This is a genomic window from Siccirubricoccus soli (genome assembly GCF_024178315.1).
In the GTDB taxonomy this organism is placed as follows: Bacteria; Pseudomonadota; Alphaproteobacteria; order Acetobacterales; family Acetobacteraceae; genus Siccirubricoccus; species Siccirubricoccus soli.
The window spans coordinates 31,203-47,944 of record NZ_JAMZIK010000051.1; the positions used below are offsets into that span (position 1 = coordinate 31,203).

15 protein-coding genes are annotated in these 16,742 nt (G+C 72.4%); 14 read left to right on the forward strand and 1 reads right to left on the reverse strand.

Features of this window, described 5'->3' with window-relative positions; all coding sequences use genetic code 11:
- Nucleotides 1-2 precede the first annotated feature (2 nt).
- The 3 genes from cutA (at nt 3) to NJ376_RS08655 (ending at nt 1,635) form a co-directional block, all read left to right on the forward strand.
- Entirely contained in the window at nt 3-323 is a 321-nt protein-coding gene (gene cutA, locus NJ376_RS08645) for a divalent-cation tolerance protein CutA (protein WP_252952840.1), read from the forward strand.
- 68 nt (nt 324-391) lie between these two features.
- Complete coding sequence (locus tag NJ376_RS08650; protein WP_252952841.1) at nt 392-1,309, forward strand: DnaJ C-terminal domain-containing protein; 918 nt, start codon at nt 392-394, stop codon at nt 1,307-1,309.
- Complete coding sequence (locus tag NJ376_RS08655; RefSeq protein WP_252952842.1) at nt 1,306-1,635, forward strand: chaperone modulator CbpM; 330 nt, start codon at nt 1,306-1,308, stop codon at nt 1,633-1,635. The genes NJ376_RS08650 and NJ376_RS08655 overlap by 4 nt, the downstream gene beginning before the upstream one ends.
- Nucleotides 1,636-1,728: 93 nt before the next feature.
- On the opposite strand, the gene NJ376_RS08660 is transcribed toward NJ376_RS08655, so the two are convergent.
- Complete coding sequence (locus NJ376_RS08660) at nt 1,729-2,883, reverse strand: bifunctional 2-C-methyl-D-erythritol 4-phosphate cytidylyltransferase/2-C-methyl-D-erythritol 2,4-cyclodiphosphate synthase (RefSeq protein WP_252952843.1); 1,155 nt, start codon at nt 2,881-2,883, stop codon at nt 1,729-1,731.
- A gap of 174 nt (nt 2,884-3,057) precedes the next feature.
- Between NJ376_RS08660 and dusB the strand changes: the two genes are divergently transcribed.
- The 11 genes from dusB to NJ376_RS08715 all read left to right on the forward strand — a co-directional run bounded on the left by dusB (nt 3,058) and on the right by NJ376_RS08715 (nt 16,588).
- Nucleotides 3,058-4,167, forward strand: a complete 1,110-nt coding sequence (gene dusB, locus NJ376_RS08665; RefSeq protein WP_252952844.1) for a tRNA dihydrouridine synthase DusB — start codon at nt 3,058-3,060, stop codon at nt 4,165-4,167.
- 11 nt (nt 4,168-4,178) lie between these two features.
- Nucleotides 4,179-5,354: a two-component system sensor histidine kinase NtrB gene (locus NJ376_RS08670; RefSeq protein ID WP_252952896.1), complete on the forward strand. Its 1,176-nt coding sequence runs from the start codon at nt 4,179-4,181 to the stop codon at nt 5,352-5,354.
- The gene (gene ntrC, locus NJ376_RS08675) at nt 5,351-6,790 is read left to right on the forward strand and encodes a nitrogen regulation protein NR(I) (RefSeq protein WP_252952845.1); all 1,440 of its coding nucleotides are present in this window, start codon (nt 5,351-5,353) and stop codon (nt 6,788-6,790) included. The genes NJ376_RS08670 and ntrC overlap by 4 nt, the downstream gene beginning before the upstream one ends.
- Entirely contained in the window at nt 6,790-9,192 is a 2,403-nt protein-coding gene (locus NJ376_RS08680) for a sensor histidine kinase NtrY-like (protein ID WP_370288103.1), read from the forward strand. Before ntrC ends, NJ376_RS08680 begins: the two co-directional genes overlap by 1 nt.
- Entirely contained in the window at nt 9,182-10,594 is a 1,413-nt protein-coding gene (gene ntrX / locus NJ376_RS08685) for a nitrogen assimilation response regulator NtrX (RefSeq protein WP_252952846.1), read from the forward strand. Before NJ376_RS08680 ends, ntrX begins: the two co-directional genes overlap by 11 nt.
- Before the next feature lie 281 nt (nt 10,595-10,875).
- On the forward strand, nt 10,876-11,748 hold the full coding sequence (locus tag NJ376_RS08690; protein WP_252952847.1) for a D-amino-acid transaminase: 873 nt from the start codon (nt 10,876-10,878) through the stop codon (nt 11,746-11,748).
- Nucleotides 11,738-12,403: an HAD family hydrolase gene (locus tag NJ376_RS08695; protein ID WP_252952848.1), complete on the forward strand. Its 666-nt coding sequence runs from the start codon at nt 11,738-11,740 to the stop codon at nt 12,401-12,403. Before NJ376_RS08690 ends, NJ376_RS08695 begins: the two co-directional genes overlap by 11 nt.
- The gene (locus NJ376_RS29240) at nt 12,400-13,764 is read left to right on the forward strand and encodes a methyltransferase domain-containing protein (RefSeq protein ID WP_252952849.1); all 1,365 of its coding nucleotides are present in this window, start codon (nt 12,400-12,402) and stop codon (nt 13,762-13,764) included. The genes NJ376_RS08695 and NJ376_RS29240 overlap by 4 nt, the downstream gene beginning before the upstream one ends.
- A 337-nt stretch (nt 13,765-14,101) precedes the next feature.
- Nucleotides 14,102-14,422, forward strand: a complete 321-nt coding sequence (gene hfq / locus NJ376_RS08705) for an RNA chaperone Hfq (RefSeq protein ID WP_252952850.1) — start codon at nt 14,102-14,104, stop codon at nt 14,420-14,422.
- Nucleotides 14,423-14,489: 67 nt separating this feature from the next.
- Entirely contained in the window at nt 14,490-15,767 is a 1,278-nt protein-coding gene (hflX, locus tag NJ376_RS08710; protein WP_370288112.1) for a GTPase HflX, read from the forward strand.
- Nucleotides 15,764-16,588 carry an inositol monophosphatase family protein gene (locus tag NJ376_RS08715; protein ID WP_252952851.1) on the forward strand — a complete coding sequence of 275 codons (825 nt, stop codon included), beginning with the start codon at nt 15,764-15,766 and terminating at the stop codon, nt 16,586-16,588. The genes hflX and NJ376_RS08715 overlap by 4 nt, the downstream gene beginning before the upstream one ends.
- Nucleotides 16,589-16,742 lie beyond the last annotated feature (154 nt).

Here is a 16,742-nt window from a genome sequence, read left to right on the forward strand (position 1 = left end):
CGATGGCAACGGACGTCATCCTGGTCTACGTGACGGCCAGCAACCAGGACGAGGCCAGGCGCATCGGCCGCGTGCTCGTCGAAGAGCGGCTCGCGGCCTGCGTGAACATCCTGCCGGGGCACACCGCGATCTACCGCTGGGACGGAGAGATCGAGGACGGGCCGGAGGGCGCCTTCCTCGCCAAGACCACCATCGACCGCTTCGAGGCGCTGCGCGCCCGCATCCGGGAGCTGCACAGTTACTCCCTGCCCGCCATTGTCGCGCTGCCGGCGGCCGCCGGCGATGCCGAGTTCCTCGACTGGGTCAGGGCCCAGACCGGCTGAGGAACCCGCGCCCCGCCCGGCGCTTGTTGCGACAGGGCCGGGATGCATGAGGGGGAGAGACCGCACGCATGGAGGATCCCTACGCCGTCCTCGGCGTGCCGAAGACCGCCTCCGCGGAGGAGATCCGCAAGGCCTATCGGCGCCTGGCCAAGCAATGGCACCCCGACACCAACCCGGACAAGCCGGAGGCCGAGGCGCGGTTCAAATCCGTCAGCGCCGCCTATGCCCTGCTCTCGGATGCCGAGCAGCGGGCGCGCTATGACCGCGGCGAGATCGACGCCTCCGGCGCTGAGCGGGCACCCCCGGGCGGCGCGGGCGGCTGGCGCGACTGGGCGGAGGCGCCGCAGGGCGCGCGCTACCGCTCCTACGGCTTCAGCCCCGAGGCCGGCGAGATCGACCCGGAGGAGTTCGAGGAGCTGCTGGCCCGCGCCTTCGGCGGCGCCCGCCGCGCCGGCCCGCGGCGCGGCGCCGATATCGAGGTCATGCTCCGCATCCCCTTCCTCGATGCCGTGCGCGGCGCGGTGCGGCAGATCACCCTGCCAGATGGCAAGCAGGTCTCCCTGACCATCCCGAAAGGGGCGGAGGAGGGGATGGTACTGCGCCTCGCCGGCCAGGGGCGGCCGGGGCGCGGGGAGGGGGCGCCGCCCGGCGACCTGCTCGCCGCGCTGGAGATCGAGCCTCACCCCTTCTTCCGGCGGGAGGGGAAGGACATCCTGCTCGACCTGCCGGTGACGCTGCAGGAAGCGGTGCTCGGCGCCCGGATCGAGGTGCCGACCATCGAGGGACCGGTGACCATGACCATCCCGCCGCATTCCGGCGAGGGCACCCGGCTGCGGCTGCGCGGCCGCGGCATCGAGGGCGGGCACCAGATCGCCGTGCTGCATGTGGTGCTGCCGCAGGGGAGCGAGCCGGCGCTGGAGGAATTCCTCCGCAACTGGATGCCTGAGGACCGGCGCAACCCGCGGGCGGGGATGCAGGCGCCATGATCGGCCTCGCGGAACTCCTCGCCCAGGTGCCGGCGGTGCCGGAGGCCGAGGTCACGCTTTGGATCGAGCGGCGCTGGCTGCGGGCGGAGCAGGCGCCCGGCGGCGGCTGGGTCTTCACCGAAATGGACGTGGCCCGCTGCCGGCTGCTGGCGGAGCTGCGGATCACCCTGGAGCTGGAGGAGGAGGTGATGCCCCTGGTCCTCTCCCTGCTCGACCAGCTCTACGATGCCAGGCGCACCGTAAAGGCGCTGCTCGCCGCGCTGGACCAGCAGCCCGACGAGGTGCGGCAGGCAGTACTGGCCGCAGCACGACGCGAAACCGGTTGACCCGCCCGCTGCCAGCCTCCGACCGGGGTCCGGGGAGTGGTCCACCCCCGGCGGGGGGTTGGCGGCACTGCCGCCAACGGGCGGAGCCCCGCCTCATCCCATCGGCAACAGCAGCATCGCCGCCGCCTGGGCCGCGATGCCCTCGCCCCGCCCGGTGAAGCCCAGCCGTTCCGTCGTCGTCGCCTTCACGCTGACCAGCCCCGGCGCCACGCCCAGCAGCTCCGCCAGCCTTGCCTGCATGGCGTCCCGGTGCGGGCCGATGCGCGGCCGCTCGCAGAGCAGGGTGACGTCAGCATTCGCCAGCACCCCGCCACGCGCGGCGATGCGCCCGGCGGCGTGGCGGAGGAATTGCGCGCTGTCGGCGTCCTTCCACGTCATTTCGGAAGGCGGGAACCAACGGCCGATATCGCCCTCCGCCAGCGCGCCATAGATGGCATCGCACAGGGCATGGATGCCGACATCGGCGTCGGAATGGCCTTCCAGCCCGAATTCGCAGGGCACCTCCACGCCGCACAGCACCATGCGGCGGCCCTTCTCGGTGCGGTGAACGTCGAAGCCGGTGCCGATCCGGGGCATCAGGCGGGTCATCAGCATGGCCTCCACCCGGGCGAGGTCCTCCGGGAAGGTGATCTTCACATTGGTCTCGGCGCCCGGCACCAGGGCGACGGTGGCGCCGGCGCGTTCCAGGAGCTGGGCATCGTCCGTCGCTTCCTCGGCGGCGGCGCGATGGGCCGCAAGCAGGGGGGCGAAGCGGAAGGCCTGCGGCGTCTGGGCACGGTAGAGCCCGGCCCGCGGGACCGTCACTGCGATCAGGCCACCCTCGGCCCGCTTCAGCGTATCCGCCACCGGCTGGGCCGGGATGGCGCCGGGGTGGGTGTCCAACGCCGCCAGCAGGGCAGGGATGGTGCCGGACGGCACCACCGGCCGCGCCGCGTCATGCACCAGCACCGCCTCGGGCGGCGGGGCGCGCCGCGCCAGCGCCTCCAGCCCGGCCCGCACGCTCTCCTGCCGCGTGGCGCCGCCGGTGACGGGGGGCAGGGAAGGCAGCCCCTCCAGCAGGGCGGCGATCCGGCCTTCCTCGCCCCTGGCGCAGACCGGCTGGATGGCGGTGACGCGGCCCTCGGCCAGCAGCGCCTCGGCGGCGTGCCGCAGCACCGCGCGCCCGAGCAGCGGCAGGTATTGCTTCGGCTGGGCGGCGCCGAATCTCTGGCCGCTGCCGGCGGCCATCAGGAGGGCGATGACGGTCATGCCGGCGGTATAGAGCGCGCCCGCCGGCCCGCGAAGGCCACCGCGGCGGCGCAACGCTCTGCGGCGCTGCCGCGTCCCGATCCCCGACGCCGCGACAAAAATTTCGCCACCCTTCCGTCTCCGCCGGCATGGTGCGTTGCCGAAGGATGCGATCTCGCTTACTTTGCCCAAATCATGAGCACGCCATCGCCTGACCCTCAGGCCGACTCCTCCCAGGGCAAGCCTGGGTTGCGGCCGATCCAGCTCGGTCCGGTACGGATCGAGACGCCGGTCTACCTGGCGCCGATGTCCGGCGTCACGGATCTTCCCTTCCGGCGGCTGGCCCGAGCCCAGGGCACCGGCATGGTGGTCAGCGAGATGATCGCCAGCCAAGCCATGGTGCGGGAGAACCGCCAGACCCTGAAGATGGCGGAGCTGGACGGGTTCGGCGCGCCTTCCGCCGTGCAGCTCGCCGGCTGCGACCCGCAGGTGATGGCGGACGCCGCGAAGCTCGCCGCCGATCGCGGCGCCGCGGTCATCGACATCAATTTCGGCTGCCCGGTGAAGAAGGTGGCGGTCGGCCAGCAGGCCGGCAGCGCGCTGATGCGGGACGAGGTGAAGGCCGCCGCCATCCTGGAGGCGACGGTGAAGGCCGTTTCCGTCCCGGTCACGCTGAAGATGCGCATGGGCTGGGACCATAATTCCCTCAACGCCCCGCGCCTGGCCCGCATCGCCGAGGAGTGCGGCATCCGCCTCGTCACCATCCATGGTCGCACCCGGCAGCAGCTCTACACCGGCACCGCCGATTGGGCCTTCGTGCGGCGGGTGAAGGAAGCCGTGCAACTCCCTGTCCTGGTGAATGGCGACATCCTCTCCCCGGAGCACGCCGCCGAGGCACTGAGGCAATCCGGAGCGGATGGGGTGATGATCGGCCGCGGCTGCTATGGCCGCCCCTGGTTCCCCCGCATGGTGGCCGAATACCTGGCGACCGGGGAGATGCCCGCCGAACCGGCCCTGGCCGAGCAATTGTCCATTCTTCTGGAGCATTACCGGGACATGCTCAGCCATCATGGCAGCCAGACGGGCGTACGCCTCGCTCGCAAGCACATCGCCTGGTACTCGAAGGGTCTGCCCGGCTCGGCCGAGTTTCGCAGCAGGATCAACCAGGTGGACAGCGTTGTTGAAGTGGAATCCTTGATCCAGGCCTTCTACCAGCCGCTGCTGGACCAGGGGCTGGAGGCCATCCGCGCCGCCTTCCAGCAGAAGGGCCATGCGGCAGACGGCGCGGAGCGGATGGCGGCGTGAAGACCGCCACCATGGCGCGAAGCGCGCCGCTTGCCCTCAGCCGGCCGAGCCAGGTCCAGGCGCCGCTGCCGGATGCGGCGGCGCTGCTCGCCGCCCTGCCCATGCCGGCCGTGGTGCTGGATGCGGAGAACCGCTTCCGCTACGCCAACCCGGCGGCGGAGCTGTTCTTCCAGCTTTCCTTCGCCACCCTCGCCGCCATGCGGCTTGGCGACCTGCTGCCGGAGGACAGCCGGCTCTTCGCCCTGCTGGACCAGGTGCGGCAGCATGAGGCGCCGGTCTCCGACCACGACCTGACACTGGACAGCCCCCGCCTGCATCGCCGCGGCGTCACCGCCCATGGCGGGCCGCTGCCGGAGATGCCGGGCGGGGTGGTGCTGACGCTGCAGGACGGCTCCACGGCGCAGATGATGAACCGCCAGCTCAATTTCATGGGCGCGGCGCGCGGCGCCTCCGCCATGGCGGAAATGCTGGCACATGAGGTGAAGAACCCGCTCTCCGGCATTCGCGGCGCGGCGCAATTGCTGGAACAGGGGGCCGCCGCCTCGGACCGTGAGCTTTGCCAGCTCATCCAGGACGAGGCCGACCGCATCCGCCATCTGGTGGACCGGATGGACATGTTCTCCGACCGTCCGGTGGATCTGGCGCCGGTGAACATCCACCAGGTGCTGGACCATGTGAAGCGCGTCGCCCAGACCGGCTTCGCCGCCCATCTGCGGGTGGTGGAGGAGTACGACCCCTCCCTGCCCCAGGTCTGGGGCAACCGCGACCAGCTTGTACAGATCCTGCTGAACCTGGTGAAGAACGCCGCGGAAGCCGTTGATCCGGTTGGGGGAGAGATTGTCTTCTCCACCGCCTACCACCATGGCCTCCGCATCGCCGTGCCGGGCAGCACGGAGCGCGTCCACCTGCCGCTGCAGGTGAGCATCCGGGACAACGGCCCTGGCATCCCGGAAGCCGTGCGGGCCACGCTGTTCGAGCCCTTCGTCACCACCAAGCGGGGCGGGCAGGGGCTCGGCCTCGCCCTGGTGGCGAAGCTCGTCGCCGATCAGGGCGGCCTGATCGAATGCGACAGCCGTCCGGGCCGGACAGTGTTCCGCCTCTCCTTGGCCATGCCGCCGCCCGGGATGCGCGACGCATCCTCCATGACGGGGAAATCGGGGCTGCCACGCCTCAGGGACCGCCGATGAACGACAACCGTACCATTCTGATCGCCGATGACGACCGGGCGATCCGGACCGTCCTGAGCCAGGCCCTCGGCCGCAGCGGCTACCAGGTGCGGGCGACCTCCTCCGCCTCCACCCTCTGGCGCTGGGTGGAGGATGGGGAGGGCGACCTCGTCATCACCGATGTGGTGATGCCGGATGAGAACGGGCTCGACCTCGTCCCGCGGATCAAGCGGATACGGCCCGATCTTCGCGTGGTGGTGATGTCCGCGCAGTCCACCTTCATGACGGCGCTGAAGGCCGCCCAGCGCGGCGCCTTCGAATACCTGCCGAAGCCCTTCGACCTGAAGGAGCTGATGTCGGTGGTGGAGCGGGCGCTGGCCACCCCCCAGGCGCCGGCCGAGGCGGAGGAGGAGGAGGCCGGAGAGCGCCTGCCGCTCGTCGGCCGCAGCCCGGCGATGCAGGAGATCTACCGCACCGTCGCTCGCCTCACGACCACCGACCTGACGGTGATGATCACCGGCGAGTCGGGCACCGGGAAGGAGCTGGTGGCGCGCGCCCTGCACGATTACGGGCGGCGCCGCGGCGGCCCCTTCATCGCCATCAACATGGCGGCCATCCCGCGCGAGCTGATCGAGAGCGAGCTGTTCGGCCATGAGCGCGGGGCCTTCACCGGCGCGCTGAACCGCGGCGTCGGGCGCTTCGAGCAGGCGGCGGGCGGCACCCTCTTCCTCGACGAGATCGGCGACATGCCGCCCGAGGCCCAGACCCGTCTGCTGCGGGTGCTGCAGGAGGGCGAGTTCACCACCGTCGGCGGCCGCACCCCCATCAAGGCCAATGTCCGGATCGTCGCCGCCACCCACCGGGACCTGCGGCAAGCCATCCGGCAGGGGTTGTTCCGCGAGGACCTGTTCTACCGCCTGAACGTCGTCCCCCTCCGCCTGCCGCCGCTGCGGGAGCGGCTGGAGGACATCCCGCTGCTGGCCCGCCACTTCCTCGACCGCGCCCGGAATTCCGGCCTGCCGGCAAAGCAGCTCAGCCCGGAGGCGCTGGAGCGGCTCAAGCAGCATGCCTGGCCGGGCAATGCGCGGGAACTCGAGAACCTGATGCGCCGCCTCGCCGCGCTCTACGCGCAGGAGACGATCGACGCCGACGCCGTCAGCGCCGAGCTGTCCGAGGCCGAGCCGCCGGCGGAGGCCGGCGCCCGCGGGCCGGAGACGCTGGAGCAGGCGGTGGAGCGCCACCTGAAGGCCTTCGTTGCCGCGCACAAGGACGGGCTGCCGGTGCGGGACCTCTATGACCGGGTGCTGGCGGAGGTGGAGCGGCCGCTGCTGCGGCTCGTCCTCGGCGCCACAAGGGGCAACCAGATCAAGGCGGCGGCGATGCTCGGCCTCAACCGCAACACCCTGCGGAAGAAGATCCGGGAACTCGACCTGCCCGTGGTGCGCGGGCTCGGCTGATGCGTCCCGTCCCCGCCCGCGCCGCGGCTTCGGCCGAGCGAGGCGGCGGGGCGCCGGGGGAGGCGGCGCCGCCGCCGCCGAAGCCCCGGCGGCCGGTGCGGCGGCTGGCGGATCTGCTGCTCGGCCGCGGCATGACCCTCGGCCTCGCGGTCGGGGCGCTGCTGCTCGGCATCGCCACCTTCGCCGTCCTCTCGGAAGGCAGCCCCTTTGGCCCCACCAAGCCCGGCACGGTGGTCGGGCTGGTGCTGGTCAACCTCGCCGTCATCCTGCTGCTGCTGGGCTCGCTCGCCGGGCGGCTGGTGCGGGTCTGGGCGGACCGCCGGCGCGGGTCCGCCGGCTCCCGCCTGCATGTGCGGCTGGTGCTGCTGTTCGGCGTGGTCGCGGTGGTGCCGGCCATGCTGGTCGCGGTCTTCGCCGCGCTGTTCTTCAACCTCGGCATCGAGACCTGGTTCAGCGACCGGGTGCGCACTGCGCTGGAGGCCAGCCTCCAGGCCAGCCGCGGCTATCTGGAGGAGCACCGCAACACCATCCGCGGCGATGCCCTGGCCATGGCCGCCGACCTCTCCCGCGCCCGCGTCCTGCTGCCGGACAACGGCATTGCTTTCGCCCGGCTGATGGCGACGCACACCGCGCTGCGCAACCTGACGGAGGCGGTGGTCTTCGACCCCGCCACCCTGCAGGTGATCGCCCATGCCGGCTACACCACCAGCTTCACCCTGGACCCACCGCCGGAGGACGCCATCGCCACGGCGCGGCTCGGCGATGTGGCCGTGATCCCGGCGGAGGACCGGGTGCGGGCGGTCGTCGCCCTCGATATCGGCCCCATCGCCTCCGGCGGCTGGATGCTGCTGATCGGCCGGCCGCTCGACACCACCGTGCTGCTGCACCAGCGCTCCGTGGAAGCCGCGGTGGCCGAGTACAACGAACTGGACCGCAACCGCTCCGGCCTGCAGATCACCTTCGTGATGATCTTCGCGATCGCCGCGCTGCTGGTGCTGCTGGCGGCGGTGCTGATCGGCCTGGTGCTGGCCAACCAGCTCGCCCGGCCGATCGGGCGGCTGATCGTGGCGGCGGAGCGGGTGCGCGCCGGCGACCTGGCGACGCGGGTGGAGGAGGGGGCGGCGGATGAGGAGATCGCCAGCCTCGCCCGCGCCTTCAACCGCATGACCAACCAGCTCGCGGCGCAGCGCTCGGAGCTGCTGCAGGCCTATCGCCAGATCGACGACCGCCGCCGCTTCACCGAGACGGTGCTGGCCGGCGTCTCCGCCGGGGTGGTGGGGCTGGAGCGGGACGGCCGCGTGAACCTGCCGAACCGGCGGGCGAGCGAGCTGCTGGGACTCGACCTCGACGCCGCCATCGGCCTGCCGCTCGCCGCCGCGGTGCCGGAATTCGCCCCGCTGCTGGCGGCGCTGGAGGAGGGGCAGCCCGCGGCAGGGCTGGAGAAGCCGCGCACGGCGGAAATCCGCATCGGCCCGCCCTCCCACCGCCGCACCCTGCTGGCCCGGCTGGCGGTGGAACGCCCGGCGAGCGGCGAGGAAATCGCCGGCTACGTCCTCACCTTCGACGACATCACGGAGCTGCTCTCCGCCCAGCGCAAGGCGGCCTGGGCGGATGTGGCGCGGCGCATCGCGCATGAGATCAAGAACCCGCTGACCCCCATCCAGCTCTCCGCCGAGCGGCTGAAGCGCCGCTACCTCAAGCAGATCAGCCAGGACCCCGAGACCTTCGTCGCCTGCACCGACACCATCGTGCGGCAGGTGGGCGATATCGGCCGAATGGTGGATGAGTTCAGCGCCTTCGCCCGCATGCCCCAGCCGGTGATCAGGCCGGAGGATCTGGTGCAGGTGGCGCGCGACGCGCTGGTGCTGCAGCGCGACGCCCATCCCGAGATCGAGTACCGGCTGGAGCAGCCCGAAGCCGCGCCGGTGGTGCCCTGCGACCGCCGGCTGATGAACCAGGCGCTGGTGAACCTGTTGCAGAACGCCGCGGACGCCATCGCCATGCGGCCGGAGGGGGAGGTGCCGCCGCAGCCCGGGGGGCTGCGCGGACACATCACCGTGCGCGTCGCGGCGGAGGAGGAGTGGGTCCACATCGTGGTGGAGGATGACGGGATCGGCCTGCCGCAGGGCGAGGAGCGCGACAGCCTGACCGAGCCCTATGTCACGCACAAAGCGAAAGGAACCGGCCTCGGACTTGCCATCGTGAAGAAGATCATGGAGGACCATGGCGGTAGGCTGGGGCTTGAGGACCGGCCGGGCGGGGCAGGGGAGTCGGCGGAAGCCGGGTCCTCCGGCGGCGCCCGTGCGGTGCTCACCCTGCCCTGGCGTCCGGCCCAGGACAGGCCGGCGCCGCAGGAGGCGGAACGTCCCGATGGCAGCATGAGGCGCGCGCATGGCGCATGAGATTCTGATCGTCGATGACGAGCCGGACATCCGCGCCCAGATCGAGGGCATCCTGTCCGACGAGGGCTACGAGACACGGCAGGCGGGGAATTCCGACCAGGCCCTGGCGGCGTTCAAGCAGCGCCGCCCGTCGCTGGTCGTGCTCGATATCTGGCTACAGGGCTCCAAGCTCGACGGACTCGGGATATTGCAGGCGCTGCACCGGGAAGAGCCGCAGATCCCGGTGGTGATGATCTCCGGCCACGGCACCATCGAGACCGCGGTGCAGGCCATCCAGCAGGGCGCCTACGACTTCATCGAGAAGCCCTTCAAGACCGACCGGCTGCTGCTCATCGTGGCGCGGGCGCTGGAGGCGGCGCGGCTGAAGCGGGAGAATTCCGAGCTCCGCCTGCGTGCCGGGGCGGAGACCGAGCTGGTGGGGCTGTCCCCCGCCATCGCCCAGCTCCGCACCGCCATCGAGCGGGTGGCGCCGACCGGCAGCCGGGTGCTGATCACCGGCCCCGCCGGCTCGGGCAAGGAGGTGGCGGCGCGGATGATCCACGCCCGCTCCCGCCGCGCCGATGGGCCTTTCGTCGCGCTGAACTGCGCCACGCTGAACCCGGCGCGGTTCGAGGAGGAGCTGTTCGGCGTGGAGGCCGGGCCCGACCCGCTGGCCCTGCCGCGCCGCGCCGGCGTGCTGGAACGCGCCCATGGCGGCACCCTGCTGCTGGACGAGGTGGCGGACATGCCGCTCGAAACCCAGGGCAAGATCGTGCGCGCCCTGCAGGAGCAGGGCTTCGAGCGGATCGGCGGCGCGACGCGGGTGAAGGTGGATGTGCGCGTCCTGGCCACCACCAACCGCGACCTCCAGGCGGAGATCGCCGCCGGGCGCTTCCGCGAGGATCTCTATTACCGCTTGGCCGTGGTGCCGCTGAAGATCCCGGCGCTGCGGGAGCGGCGGGAGGATGTGCCAGCGCTGGCCCGCCACTTCATGGCCCGCTCCGGCGAGACCTCCGGCATGGCGCCACGGGAGATCGCGGAAGATGCGCTGGCGGCGCTGCAGGCCTATGACTGGCCGGGCAATGTCCGCCAGCTCCGCAACCTGATCGACTGGCTGCTGATCATGGCCCCGGGCGAGCCCAGGGAGCCGATCCGGGCGGAGATGCTGCCGCCGGAGGTAGGCTCCGCCGCGCCGGCCATGCTGAAGCTGGACCGCAGCAGCGAGATCATGACCCTGCCGCTGCGCGAGGCGCGGGAGCTGTTCGAGAAGCAGTATCTGGAGGCGCAATTGCTGCGCTTCGGCGGCAATATCAGCCGGACGGCGAATTTCGTCGGCATGGAGCGCAGCGCGCTGCACCGGAAGCTGAAATTCCTCGGCGTGCATGCGGAGGACCGGGCACCGCCGGCGGCGGGGCTGGCCTGACCTAGGAAGCTCCGCCCCCTGGCCCCGCCAGGGGGCTGCCCCTTGGCGGCAGCGCCGCCACGCCCCGCCGGGGAGGAGGTTCCTCCCCGGACCCTGATGCGACTCGCCGGTTGAGCCGGGAGCCCTGGGGGAAGCGGGCAGAGGCTGCGGTCCTTGAGGGCTCCGCGTCCCGGGCTATGGGCCCTGCTGTGACATCGCGGCGCTGTCCGACGCCGGGCCCCGCGCCCGCTGACCTGCCCGCCATTCCGGTCTATCCTGCCCCGCCGCAACCCGGGGTTTCCATGTCGCGCATCGCCTATGTGAATGGCCGCTACCTCGACCAGCGCCTGGCCGAGGTGAATATCGAGGATCGCGGCTATCAATTCGGCGACGGCGTCTATGAGGTGGTCCACCTCTACCAGGGCCGCTTCGTCGATGCGGCGCTTCACCTGGACCGGCTCGACCGCTCCCTGCGCGAGATGCGCCTGCCGAGCCCGATGCCCCGCGCCGCCCTGCTGCATGTGCTGGCCGAGGTCGCCCGGCGGAACCGGGTGACGGAGGGGCTGCTCTACATGCAGGTGACGCGCGGCGTCGCCCCGCGGGAGCACGCCTTCCCGAAGCGCCCGGTGCCGCCGGCCCTGGTCGTCACGGTCAAGCGCATCCCGCCCTTTCCGACCGATCTGGATCGCTGGGGCGCCAGCGCCATCACCCATCCGGATCTCCGCTGGGCTCGCTGCGACATCAAGACGGTGAACCTGCTGCCCAATTGCCTGGCCCGCCAGGCGGCGCGGGAGGCGGGGGCGATCGAGGCCATCCTGTATGAGGCGGCGACCGGCCTTGTCACCGAGGGGGCCGCCACCAGCTTCTGGATCGTGGATGAGGCGGGCACCATCCGCACCCGCCCGCTCAGCCACGCCATCCTGCCCGGCTGCACCCGCGCCGCGCTGATGGCGGAGCTGGCGGAGGCCGGCATCGGCTTCGAGGAACGCGCCTTCTCGCTCGAGGAGATGCGCCAGGCGCGGGAGGCCTTCCTCACCTCCGCCACCTCCTTCGTGCGGCCCATCACGCGGATCGACGGCGCCCCGGTGGGGGATGGGCAGGTCGGGCCGGTGGTCCGCAAGCTGTTCGCGATCTTTGCCCGCCACGTCCAGGGCGAGCGGCGCAATGCCGCCTGAGCCGCCCCGCCCCGCCGCCCTGCTCTGGGACTGGGACAACACGCTGGTGGATGGCTGGGCTGCCATCCAGCACGGGCTGAACGCCGCCTTCCGCGCCTTCGGCCTGCCGGAATGGGACCGCGAGACCGTGCTGCGCAATGTCCGCCGCAGCCTGCGGGAGAGCTTTCCAGAGATCTTCGGCGCGGAGTGGGAGAGGGCGCGCGACATCTTCTATGCCGGCGTCCGCGCCCGCCACCTGGAGGTTCTCCGCCCCATGCCCGCGGCCGAATCCGCCATCCTGGCTGCCGCCGCCGTTGGCCTGCCCCAGGGCGTCATCAGCAACAAGCAGGGCCCCCTGCTGCGGGCGGAGGCGGCGCATCTCGGCTGGGCGCCGCATTTCCGCATCCTGCTCGGCGCCGGCGATGCGGCGGCCGATAAGCCGGACCCGGCGCCCTTCCGCCTCGCTTTCCCGGCCCTCGGCATCCCGCTCGGGCCCACCATCTGGTATGTCGGCGACACCGCGCTCGACATGCAGGCGGCCCGCGCCGCCGGCTGCACCGCCGTGCTGCTGGGCGATGCGGCGCATGATGGCGGCGTCGCCAACATCGCGCCGGACCTCGCCTTCCCGGACGCCGCCGCCCTGGCCGCTTGGCTGCGGGAGCCGCCCGCCCGGTGACCGAGCGCCGCTTCATCGGCAAGGTGGAAGCGGTGGTCCGCGGCCGGCTGATGGGCTGGGCCTGGGACCGGCAGGAGGGCCGCGCCCCGCGCCTCGCCATCGAGGTGAATGGCGACAGGGTGGCGGAGCTCGCGCCGGACCTCGTCCTGCCGGGGCTGGTCAAGGCCGGGCTCGGCGATGGCAGAGGCGGCTTTGCCTGGGCCATCCCCGCCACTCTCTGCGACCCCGCCCCCTGTCGCCTCCGCCTGCTGGCGGCCGAGGATGGCAGCCTGATCTTCGAACACCCCAAGGCCCGGCTCGCCCAGGCGGGAGAGGAGCTGCTGCGCGCCTGGAAGCAGGAAGCGCTGTCCCAGGGCCTCTGGGCGCTGGAGAGCGTGGCGGAGGCCAATGGCCAGCTCAGCGGCGCCGGCTGGGCGGTGCCGCCGTGGGCCCAGCCCCAGCCCCTGCGGCTGCTGGTGAACGGCCAGCCCGCCCGCATGACCTGGCTGCGCCGGCCTGCGCCGGAGGTGGTGGATGCGCTGGGGCTGACCGGCCGCTTCGATTCGCCCCGCTTCCGCTTCTCCCTGCCACTGGGGCCAGGGGGCGGGAAGGGGAGCCCGCTCGCCGCGCCCTGGCATTTCACCCTGGCCGATGGCGCCGGCCGCAGTCTTGCCCCCGGCCAGGATGTCTGGGTTTCCAACCTCCCGGTCCCGCAGCCGCCGGAGGTGCTGCGGGAGCGCAGCCTTCCCGGCAGCGACGCCGCCGCCTTCGACCGCTCCGGCGCCACCGCGGCGGAGCTGGTGCTCCGCGCCCTGGCCCGGGTGCTGCCGGGTGGGTTGGGCAAGGCGCGGGCGGTGCTGGATTGGGGCTGCGGCTGCGCCCGGGTCGGCCGCTACCTGCTGCCGCGTCTCGGCCAGCGCTATCTTGGCCTGGACACCGATTCCGCCGCCATCACCTGGTGCCGCGCCGCCCTGCCCGGGGCGCGCTTCACCGTCTCGCCGGCCGCCCCGCCGCTGGACCTGCCGGCCGCCTCCCTGGATGTGGTCCTCGGCCTCGGCGTCATGCCACATCTCGACCCGCCGGCGCAGGCGGCCTGGCTGGCGGAATTCGCCCGGCTGCTACGGCCGGGCGGCGTCGCCCTGCTCACCAGCCTGGGCAAGATGGGCTGGGTGGCGGCGGCGCGCCGCCCGGCGGATTTCCTCGCCTGGCGGCGGGAGGGCTGGCGGGTGCTGCGGCAGGCCGGCCCGGGCCGCCCGCTGGTCCTCAGCCAGACGCCGGCGCAGGTTCACCGCGCCTGGGGCCAGCAGCTCGAGATCCTGGAGGTGCAGGAGGGCGGCATGGGCGGCTATCAGGATCTGGTTCTGGCACGGAAGCGCGGCTGACCCGGGACGTCACGGCCCCATCGGCGCCTGCCGCCCGGGGTCGTTCCGCGGCCTGGCTGGGGAAGGCGGCCCTGGCGATCCGGCGGCTCCGGGACTCCATGCGACCGATGCGCGGCCTGGGCCGCAGGGCTGCCCCCGCGGCCTCGGTCAACGGCCGGTGCCGCTGGTATCGGGCGTTCATTCGGCATGGGCGACATTCCCGGCGAGCGTGCAATGGTGCAGTGCAGCGTCTTGCATTGCCTCCGCCGCTCTGGGAATGTGGCGGCCCTTGGCGGGCTCGCCCCCGCCGCGGCGGGCCGTCTCCGGACAGCCTGCCAACAAGAAGAAGGACCGAGCCGTGGCAGCCGAGAAGTCCCAGAACGTGCAGGACGTGTTCCTGAACCACGTTCGCAAGAGCAAAACGCCGGTGACGATCTTCCTCGTCAATGGCGTCAAACTTCAGGGCATCATTACCTGGTTCGACAATTTCTCGGTGCTGCTGCGCCGGGATGGCCACACCCAGCTGGTCTACAAGCACGCCATCAGCACGGTGATGCCGGGCGCGCCGATCCAGCTCTTCGACGCGACGGCGGCCCGCGAGGGCGGCGCGGCGTCGGTCACGCGCGAGGGGACGACTCTCACCATGAGCCGTGAGGTCAACCCTGTCGGGACCGACTGAGCACGGTTTACCGCCGCCGGCCAATGACCGCGGGGACGGCACCGATACCGGGCCGACCCGCGCCGCGGTGATCCTGCCCTATGAACGCCCGCTGCGGGCCCTGGCCCCGGTGGCCGACTCCGCCCCCCGCGCCGCTGAGGCGCGGCTGGCGGAGGCTGTCGGCCTCGCCGCCAGCATCGGCGTGACCATCGTCCATACCGCCATCTTCCCGCTGCGGGAGAAGCGGCCCAGCACCCTGCTGGGCGAAGGCCAGGTGGCGGCGGCGAAGCAGGAGATCAGCGACCAGCGCGTGGCGCTGGTGGTGGTGGACGCCGCGCTGACGCCCGTGCAGCAGCGCAACCTGGAGCGCGACTGGCGCTGCAAGGTGATCGACCGCACCGGCCTCATCCTCGAGATCTTCGGCGAGCGCGCCCGGACCAAGGAGGGCGCGCTGCAGGTGGAGCTCGCCCATCTGGACTACCAGCGCACCCGCCTGGTGCGGTCCTGGACCCACCTCGAACGCCAGCGCGGCGGCTTCGGCTTCCTCGGCGGCCCCGGCGAATCCCAGATCGAGCTCGACCGCCGCCTGATCGGCGAGCGGATGGTGAAGCTGCGGAAGGAGCTGGACCAGGTCCGCCGCACCCGCGGACTGCACCGCAAGCAACGGGAGCGGGTGCCCTACCCGGTGATCGCCCTGGTCGGCTACACCAATGCGGGGAAGAGCACGCTGTTCAACGCCCTGACCGGCGCCGGCGTCTATGCCCAGGACCAGCTCTTCGCCACGCTGGACCCCACCATGCGGGGCATCCGGCTGCCGAGCGGCCGCCGCGCCATCCTCTCCGACACTGTCGGCTTCATCTCCGACCTGCCGACCCAGCTCGTCGAGGCCTTCCGTGCGACGCTCGAGGAGGTGGCGGCGGCCGACATCATCCTGCATGTGCGGGACAGCGCCCATCCGGACAGCGCCGCCCAGCGCGGCGACGTGCTGCGGGTGCTGCGGGAGATGGCGGAAGGCCCCAACCCCGCCCTCGATGCCGGTTGGGAAGGCCGGGTCATCGAGGTGCTGAACAAGGCCGACCTGCTGGGTGGCACCGCGGCGCTGCCGGGTGGCGACGCCACCCAGGGCATCCCCGTCTCCGCCCTGACCGGGGAGGGGCTGGACCGGCTGCGGGAGGTGCTGGATGAGCGCCTCGCCGCCGGCATGGACATGGTGGACTACGCCATCCCCGCCAGCGACGGCGCCCGCCTCGCCTGGCTGTACCGGCATGGCGAGGTGCTGGAGCGGCGGGAGGCGGAGGGGGACATCCATATCCGCGTCCGCCTCAGCCCCGCCGACCGCGCCCGTTTCGAGCAGGAGCCGGCATGATCTCCACCCCTCTGGCGAGCGAGGTGGCGGCGCTGCTCCGCCAGGCCGCGCAGGCCGAGATCCTGCCGCGCTGGCGCCGGCTGGAGGCGGACGCCATCCGCACCAAGACCGGGCCGCTGGATCTGGTGACGGATGCCGATGAGGCGGCGGAGCGGGTGATCGCCGCCGGGCTGCGGCGCCTCTTCCCAGGCTGCCTGGTGGTGGGGGAGGAGGCCTGCGCCGCCGATCCCGCACTGCTCGGCCGGCTGCGCGGGGCGGAGCTGGCCTTCGTGGTCGATCCGGTGGACGGCACGGCGAATTTCGCCGCTGGCCTGCCGCTCTTCGGCTGCATGGCCGCGGCCATCCACCGCGGCGAGGTCATCGCCGGCTGGATCCACGACCCGCTGGGCGACGACACGGCGATCGCGCTGCGCGGGGAGGGGGCCTGGATCGAAACCGCCGCCGGCGCCCGCCGCGACCTCCGCGTGGCGGCGCCGGTGCCGGTGGGGCAGATGGTGGCTGCCGTCTCCTGGGGGTACATGGTGCCGCCGCTGAAGGCGCAGGTGACGGCGCGACTGCCGCAGCTCGGCGCCGTCATCGCCCTGCGCTGTGCCGCGCATGAATACCGGCTGGCAGCCGAGGGCCACGCCCACGCCCTTGTCTACAACCGCCTCTACCCCTGGGACCACGCCCCGGGCTGGCTGCTGCACCGGGAAGCCGGGGGCTACTCGGCCCGATTCGACCGCACGCCCTACAGCCCGGTGGAGTTCACCGGCGGGCTGATCGTGGCGCCGAGCCGCGCGGCCTGGGAGGAGCTGCACGCGACGCTGATCGCGGCATAGGGCAGAGGCGCCCCGGCCCGGCGGAGAGCCAGGGTCGCAATCCTCCTGCCGAGCAGCGTTATCGCCACCGGCCTCCCTGCACCCCGCCTCCTGATCCCTGGCCCGATGGCATGGTGATTGGCGATCTTCGCAACAAAACCCTTCGACTCGGCCT

Coding starts and splice junctions, on each gene's coding strand:
- cutA (WP_252952840.1), top strand. CDS start 3: ATGGCAACGGACGTCATCCTGGTCTACGTGACGGCCAGCAACCAGGAC.
- NJ376_RS08660 (WP_252952843.1), bottom strand. CDS start 2,883: ATGACCGTCATCGCCCTCCTGATGGCCGCCGGCAGCGGCCAGAGATTC.
- NJ376_RS08650 (WP_252952841.1), top strand. CDS start 392: ATGGAGGATCCCTACGCCGTCCTCGGCGTGCCGAAGACCGCCTCCGCG.
- NJ376_RS08655 (WP_252952842.1), top strand. CDS start 1,306: ATGATCGGCCTCGCGGAACTCCTCGCCCAGGTGCCGGCGGTGCCGGAG.
- NJ376_RS08715 (WP_252952851.1), top strand. CDS start 15,764: ATGATCTCCACCCCTCTGGCGAGCGAGGTGGCGGCGCTGCTCCGCCAG.
- NJ376_RS08690 (WP_252952847.1), top strand. CDS start 10,876: ATGTCGCGCATCGCCTATGTGAATGGCCGCTACCTCGACCAGCGCCTG.
- NJ376_RS08670 (WP_252952896.1), top strand. CDS start 4,179: ATGGCGCGAAGCGCGCCGCTTGCCCTCAGCCGGCCGAGCCAGGTCCAG.
- dusB (WP_252952844.1), top strand. CDS start 3,058: ATGAGCACGCCATCGCCTGACCCTCAGGCCGACTCCTCCCAGGGCAAG.
- NJ376_RS08695 (WP_252952848.1), top strand. CDS start 11,738: ATGCCGCCTGAGCCGCCCCGCCCCGCCGCCCTGCTCTGGGACTGGGAC.
- ntrC (WP_252952845.1), top strand. CDS start 5,351: ATGAACGACAACCGTACCATTCTGATCGCCGATGACGACCGGGCGATC.
- NJ376_RS08680 (WP_370288103.1), top strand. CDS start 6,790: ATGCGTCCCGTCCCCGCCCGCGCCGCGGCTTCGGCCGAGCGAGGCGGC.
- ntrX (WP_252952846.1), top strand. CDS start 9,182: ATGGCGCATGAGATTCTGATCGTCGATGACGAGCCGGACATCCGCGCC.